The sequence below is a fragment of the Companilactobacillus suantsaicola genome (genome assembly GCF_004745525.1).
Lineage (GTDB): Bacteria > Bacillota > Bacilli > Lactobacillales > Lactobacillaceae > Companilactobacillus > Companilactobacillus suantsaicola.
The window spans coordinates 23,692-30,107 of sequence record NZ_RKLY01000031.1 but is presented as its reverse complement, the minus strand read 5'-3'; the positions used below and the strand labels follow the sequence as shown (position 1 = coordinate 30,107).

Below are 6,416 nucleotides of genomic sequence, written 5' to 3'. Positions count from 1 at the left end.
ACGAAAAACCTCTTTCATTGTTAGTGTCGGAACTCCAATGATAACTGATTTTTACGTCTTGGTGTTTTTTTATTTAGTTTTTCTTAAGGTGGCTAACTTGATTATAAAATTCGCCAATTTTCAAAAGAGCAAGACTTCGTAAATTAGCAAATGGCAATAGGCTATTGTACTTGTCGGAACAATTATCGTATTCTCAAATACTACTAAAGAATTATCCTGAAAAATTCTTTCTTATAGAGAAGATGACTAGCTTATTTCAATTAGTGAAAATTTTGATTTATATCGGTCTTGGATCAGTATTAACAATTATTTATCTGATGTTTAAAACTTTTAATTATTTAAATGTACGTCCGGTAGGAACACTTTTAATAATTCTCTACGTTATATATTTGCTTATGCAAAGAAGACTTTTTCAATTAAAAAAAGCGACGATGGAATTAGTTTTAACGCAAACGGATAATCTTGATAAAGTTGTGTTAACTAAAATTATTAATCACTCAAAAGAGATAGTAGATAGTTATATTTTTACCTTTGTTGCGATTTTGATTGCCTATTTAATCATCATCTTTTTATAAGTTTGATAAAAAACATTCGATTTTCTAAAGAGGAAGTCGGATGTTTTTTTGATTTTTAAAAAATAAACAGTATATAACACTTGGCAACTGTTAATCACTGTTATATACTGTTTATATTCAAAGGAGAAAATGAATGGAAATTATTATCAATCACTCATCGATGATTCCGATATATGAGCAAATAGTTGAACAAGTCAAGACTTTGATTCGTAAGGGTGAATTAAAGGAAAATGATAATCTTCCATCAGTTCGGTCATTGGCTCGTGAAGCAAAAATTAGTGCCTTAACGGTCAAAAAAGCATACGACCAATTGGATCAGTTGGGTTTTACAGTCACGATTCATGGGAAAGGGACCTATGTTACTGCAACTAATGCTGATTTATTATTAGAAGATCAAAAAAAAGAACTGGAAGAAGATTTTGAGAAAGCTATTCAAAAAGGTCGGAGTTTTGGAATTAGTGATGGCGATTTAAAAAAATTATTTGAATTAATTTTGGAGGATTAAGCGTGTTAGAAGTAAAAGATATTCAAAAAACTTATCCTAAGTTCAAACTAGATTGTTCATTAGAGGTAAAACAGGGTCAAGTTACTGGTTTGATTGGTCAAAACGGTTCTGGCAAAAGTACTACTTTTAAAGCAATTTTGGGGTTAATTAGAATTGATGGTGGCTCGATTATGTTGTTTGATAAACCCATTTCACAATTAACGGTTGCCGATAAGGAAGATGTTGGAGTCGTTTTAGCGGATTCAGGGTTCAGTGTTTTTTTGACGATTAAGGATATCACGCCGGTTTTGAGCAATTTATATAGCAATTTTGATAAGGAATTTTTTAGTAAACAAGTTGATAAATTTGAACTGCCATGGAATAAAAAAATCAAAGAATTATCGACAGGGATGAAAGTGAAAATAAAAATTTTGGTTGCGATGTCGCATGGTGCTAAGTTATTGATTCTTGATGAACCGACCGCGGGATTAGATGTTGTGGCTCGAGATGAATTGTTGGATATTTTAAGAGAATTTCTAGAAAAAGACGAAGACAATTCAATTTTAATTAGTTCTCACATCTCTAGTGACTTGGAATCGTTGTGTGATGATCTCTACATGATAAATCAGGGAAAAATCGTTTTGCATGAAGATACTGATGTCCTGTTGAGTGAATACGGAATGTTGAAGGTAAATGAAGACCAATTTGCTAAGTTAGACAAAGATTATCTGCTTAAAGTTAAAAAAGAAAGTTTCGGTTACAGTTGCTTGACCAATCAGAAACAATTTTACTTAGAGAATTATCCTGATTTGGTGGTCGAAAATGGCAATATTGATGAAGTAATTACAATGATGAGTCGAGGTGACAAGTAGTGAAGGGTCTTTTTGTGAAAGATTTTGAGTTGATGAAGGAACAAAAGAATGCTTATTTATTGATAATCGCAATTGCGTTAGTTATGACGATCTGGTCGAAAGAAAATTATTTTGCAATTGGCTTTTTGGGCTTGATTGGATCATTATTTACGTTAAGTTCGATCAGTTACGATGAATTTGATAATGGTAATGCATTTTTATTTACACTACCGATTACTAGAAAAGGTTATGTTTATGAAAAATATTTATTTGGTTTAACCATTGGGATTTGCTTTATAATTGTTGGCATGATGATTAGTTTAATAGCTGTAGTTATTAATCATGTTGAGGTGACGGGGATTTTTGAACAAGCGTTGCCAATGCTTTCAATGATAATTATTGCTTTAGCTTTAATGTTGCCAATTCAATTAAAATTTGGTGGTGAGAAGGGAAGAATTATCCTTATTGCTATAATTGGAGCAATATTTTTTCTTGGGATGCTGATTAAAGATAATCTGCAAGCATTGAATTTAACAGAAATTATCCAAAAATTGTCAGAGATGAGCGATGTAACCTTATTTTTGTTTTCTCTATTGGTGGCAATAGTAGCTCTGATGATTTCTTTGTACAGTAGCGTCTTGATCATGGAAAAGAAGGAATTTTAAAGAGATTCATGTTGGTGATCTGCCGATACTTTAACAATGGCTTATGCAACCTTAGCTTTGATTCAGTTATTCCAACGTCAAAGTAATAAGAAATAATATAAAAATAAACAGCATCTATTTTCTAAATAAGTTGGAGAATAGATGCTATTTTTTTGCTTTGGATTAATTCAATGGTTTTTTTGCACTTTTTGTAAATGTTTTCTAGTAACGGAGAGTAGTCTTTACCGTTTATGAACCAAATTAATTGTTTTTTTATAGTAAAATATTTATATATAAATGATTAAAACATGTATGTGGCGAATAATTATTGTTATTAAGGGGAAATAAAAATGAAAAAGAAAAAGCTTTGCGTCATAACCTTAGCCTTATTCTTTGTGTCATTCCTAGTCGGTTCCTTAGAAATAAATAACGTATTAGCAGCTGCACCAACTAAAGAGGAAGTTTATAAAGCTGCCCCTGAAGGAATAGATGTCAAAGAATTTTTAACACTTCCAGAAGAATATTCTCGAAGAGAAGGCGAACCATTCAAGAATCAAGCTACAATTATTGAGAGAGGCAATACTACGTACAGTAATCCAACTGAAATCATACAAATGTTAGATAGTGGTGGAGATCAAAACCAAATAGCCTCATTTTGGGGAACCTATAAAGATCCAAATGACAATTCAAAATATTATAACTATTTTGACTTAACAAAAAGACAAACAATTTCAGCTTGGATTTATTTGGGTGACACTTTTTATGATGAAACCAATCCAAAATCAGAAAAAACTTCAGATGGAATCGCTCTTGTTATACAAAATGATAGTCGTGGTGATTTAGCTATTGCTAGAGGTGCTCAGGAGTACTTCGAAGATCCAGCTTATGGAGAAACTTTGGGGGTATGGGGTAGTGGTCTAGATGGATACGATCCAGCCTCTAATAAGACTGTCTTGTCTGGTAGAACATTTGATTTGGATAAAAGTGCTATCCAAAACAGTATAGCTTTGGAGTTTGATACGATCAGAAATGCTAATAAATTTGTGATGTACACAAATTATGTTGATGATTTCTTTGATGGTTTATCGACCTCGGGTTCTAATATGGTTAAAGGACAACATATTGCTTTTGGATATCCTGGAGAAAGTGATACATACGAAGGATTTATGGAAACCTCATTTTTAGGTTTAGAATACTTTTACTATGGTTTAAATCATAAAGGACAAATTCATAACTTATACTTATCCGGATATGATTTTGACGAATCGACAGACAATTCTTGGCGCCACATTACCGTGGACTACACTCCGCCAACTGGGGGATCTAATACCGCCCATATTTCTTATATTTACAATGATAAAAATTACGACGGAACAGCTAAGTCTTATCGCAACTGGGATAAAAGAATAAATCAAGAAATTGATATTAGTAAAATTAAGGGAGATAGTGGTAATACCAAGGTAAGATGGGGCTTTACAGCCGCTACTGGTTCTCCAAGTTCAGTTCCTAAAGATTATGCAATTTTATTCCAACAAATGCCTAACGTTGCTAATGCTGATGCTTCAACGTCATTATATGATTTGTCGCAATACGATTCTTCAGGTAAATTAGGACGTAAAATTAGTGATTTGGAAAAAAAGGAAACTACAGAGTCAAAGGATGACCCCAAATTCAACGTTTCTAATAAAGATAAATTAAGATTCGATTATGATATCATTTATAATTCGGGTATTACTGGTACAGGAGAATTAACTACCGTCATCAATTTACCTGAACAAGTTGATTTTAAACCAGGTATTAATGAAGACTTAGCCGATGAAATAATCGGTCAAATTATTTACAGTGATGGCAACAATGACAAAACGATTGATATTTCTGTCAACGATATTACGACAGATGCTGACGGTAATCAGATTATTAATTTAAAACTAGATGCTTTGAAACTTGAAGATGAGAAACTGTCAGTTCAATTGTACGGTCAAGCAAATGCTCAAAAAACGCCAACGACTGTTGCTAATAAGCATATTTCATATAAGGGACAATACTATATTGATGATGCAATGAGTCCTTCATTTATCATCAATGACAGTTTGGAAGCTGAAACTAATGATGAGTTAACCAAAGACGTCGCTTATGAAGATGATTTTAATTTGTCAGGAAGATTAAAATATACAAATGGTTCAAAGATGGATAGTGATACGAAAGTCTATACTGTTATTAATGGTAAAACAAGTTTAGCTGATGGTAGTTTGATGATTGCTAGTGATGAATTATCGGCTGATTTTGATATTTCTATGATTTCAGCTTCAACTAATAATAGCGAATTGAAAGTTGGTGAAAATAAAGTTCAAGTATATGCAGTTGATAGCATGAATCGTGTTTCTAATTCGATTGAATATACGATTAATGTTGCAGATTTTACTAGTATAGTTATAACTGCTGACAAGTTGGATTATTCAATTTATTTGAAAGAATATGTAAAACTACAAACCATTTTGAAATATGCTAACAATGAGATTTTTAATCCTAAAGAAATTGTCTGGCATTTTATTACTAATGGCGAAGAGGCTACCTATCTTAACGATAGTAGTGAACCACTAGATCTTGTGAAATATGACAAAACAATACAGGGTATCGATTTAGAAGTTGGTAAAAATACCATCGACGTTTATGCTACCGACGGGATTAGAAAATCTAATACATTAACTTATACGATTGACGTGTCAGAAAAAGAATTAATTGCAGAAGCTGATGAAGAAGCACAAAATATTACGGTTAATAATAATGATCCAGTGGATTTATTGGGGTCATTTTATTACAGTGATGATTCAGAATTTACAGGTGAAAATGGGGCAAAATTGTCGTACGTTATTAAGACTGAACTAGGTGAGCAAGATCCGGTTGTAGTTTATAATACTGAGGGAAAAATCGATCTGGAAATTAACCCGATTTTAAAAAACGAAACAATTGGAAATGATTTAATTAGTCTTAATAAAGAAATAGAAGATAGTAAGCAACCTGGCTTAAGAGAGGGAAAGAACGAAATTTATGTGACGGTTAAAGATGATACTTATACGTCTAATACTTTAGTTTATACAATTAATGTTCCTAAGTTACATTCACAAATAACTACCGATTCACCAGTGATTACGATTAGAGACATGTTTAAGGATAATGTTCCAAAATATTCTTACACGTATATTGATGGAGAGAATTATTATATTTCTCAAAATGACCTGTATGAATTTTATTCTAGCCCAAATATTGATGATTATTTGGACTTCAATCAAAGAAGAAGCCCCGAAAAATTCTTACAAACGGCAGATTTTGAAAGTTTCTTTGACTGGTATATGTTGAAACTTTCAACTAGCGAAGAAAATGATGTCAGCTTAATAACTTACGATGATTATGGTAGGAAGAGCAATACTATCAATTATTCGGCTATCTACCAAAAGAAAGACCTGTCGCTAGATGTGGAGGATTATCGTTTCAATTCAGTTAACTTAGGTGGAAAGAAGTTAATTTCACGTGAGGGAGATTGGGATGTCAAGGTAAATAGCTATAACGCCAAATGGCAATTGTTTGCTCAACAGACGAGTGACTTTGTTTTAGAAAGTAATTTTGATACGGTTATGAATGCCGGTATGGTTTTCAAAGATGAAAATGATGGTGTTCATTCTTTAATTGATGAAAAACAATTGATAGCTTATGACTCAACCAATGAAAAAGTTGATAAGGTTACTGATGTTGTTGATGCTTGGGATAGTGATGAAGGTATCTTGTTACAATTGAATGGTTTGAGTTTGCCAGGCGAATATTCAAGCGAGTTAACTTGGACATTAGTTGACAGTGATATGTAAAA

5 protein-coding genes are annotated in these 6,416 nt (G+C 32.4%); all 5 read left to right on the top strand.

Annotated features, from left to right (window positions below):
- Positions 1-170 precede the first annotated feature (170 nt).
- The 5 genes from EGT49_RS10335 (at position 171) to EGT49_RS10315 (ending at position 6,414) form a co-directional block, all read left to right on the top strand.
- Positions 171-575, top strand: coding sequence for a hypothetical protein (locus EGT49_RS10335; protein ID WP_135374053.1), 405 nt, complete (start codon positions 171-173; stop codon positions 573-575).
- A 133-nt stretch (positions 576-708) separates the two neighbouring features.
- Positions 709-1,080, top strand: coding sequence for a GntR family transcriptional regulator (locus EGT49_RS10330; protein ID WP_135374051.1), 372 nt, complete (start codon positions 709-711; stop codon positions 1,078-1,080).
- A gap of 2 nt (positions 1,081-1,082) precedes the next feature.
- The gene (locus EGT49_RS10325) at positions 1,083-1,931 is read left to right on the top strand and encodes an ATP-binding cassette domain-containing protein (protein WP_135374049.1); all 849 of its coding nucleotides are present in this window, start codon (positions 1,083-1,085) and stop codon (positions 1,929-1,931) included.
- 14 nt (positions 1,932-1,945) lie between these two features.
- The gene (locus EGT49_RS10320) at positions 1,946-2,575 is read left to right on the top strand and encodes an ABC-2 transporter permease (protein ID WP_246013838.1); all 630 of its coding nucleotides are present in this window, start codon (positions 1,946-1,948) and stop codon (positions 2,573-2,575) included.
- A 329-nt stretch (positions 2,576-2,904) separates the two neighbouring features.
- Entirely contained in the window at positions 2,905-6,414 is a 3,510-nt protein-coding gene (locus tag EGT49_RS10315; RefSeq protein ID WP_135374045.1) for an L-type lectin family protein, read from the top strand.
- Positions 6,415-6,416: the final 2 nt, after the last annotated feature.

Coding starts and splice junctions, on each gene's coding strand:
- EGT49_RS10330 (WP_135374051.1), top strand. CDS start 709: ATGGAAATTATTATCAATCACTCATCGATGATTCCGATATATGAGCAA.
- EGT49_RS10315 (WP_135374045.1), top strand. CDS start 2,905: ATGAAAAAGAAAAAGCTTTGCGTCATAACCTTAGCCTTATTCTTTGTG.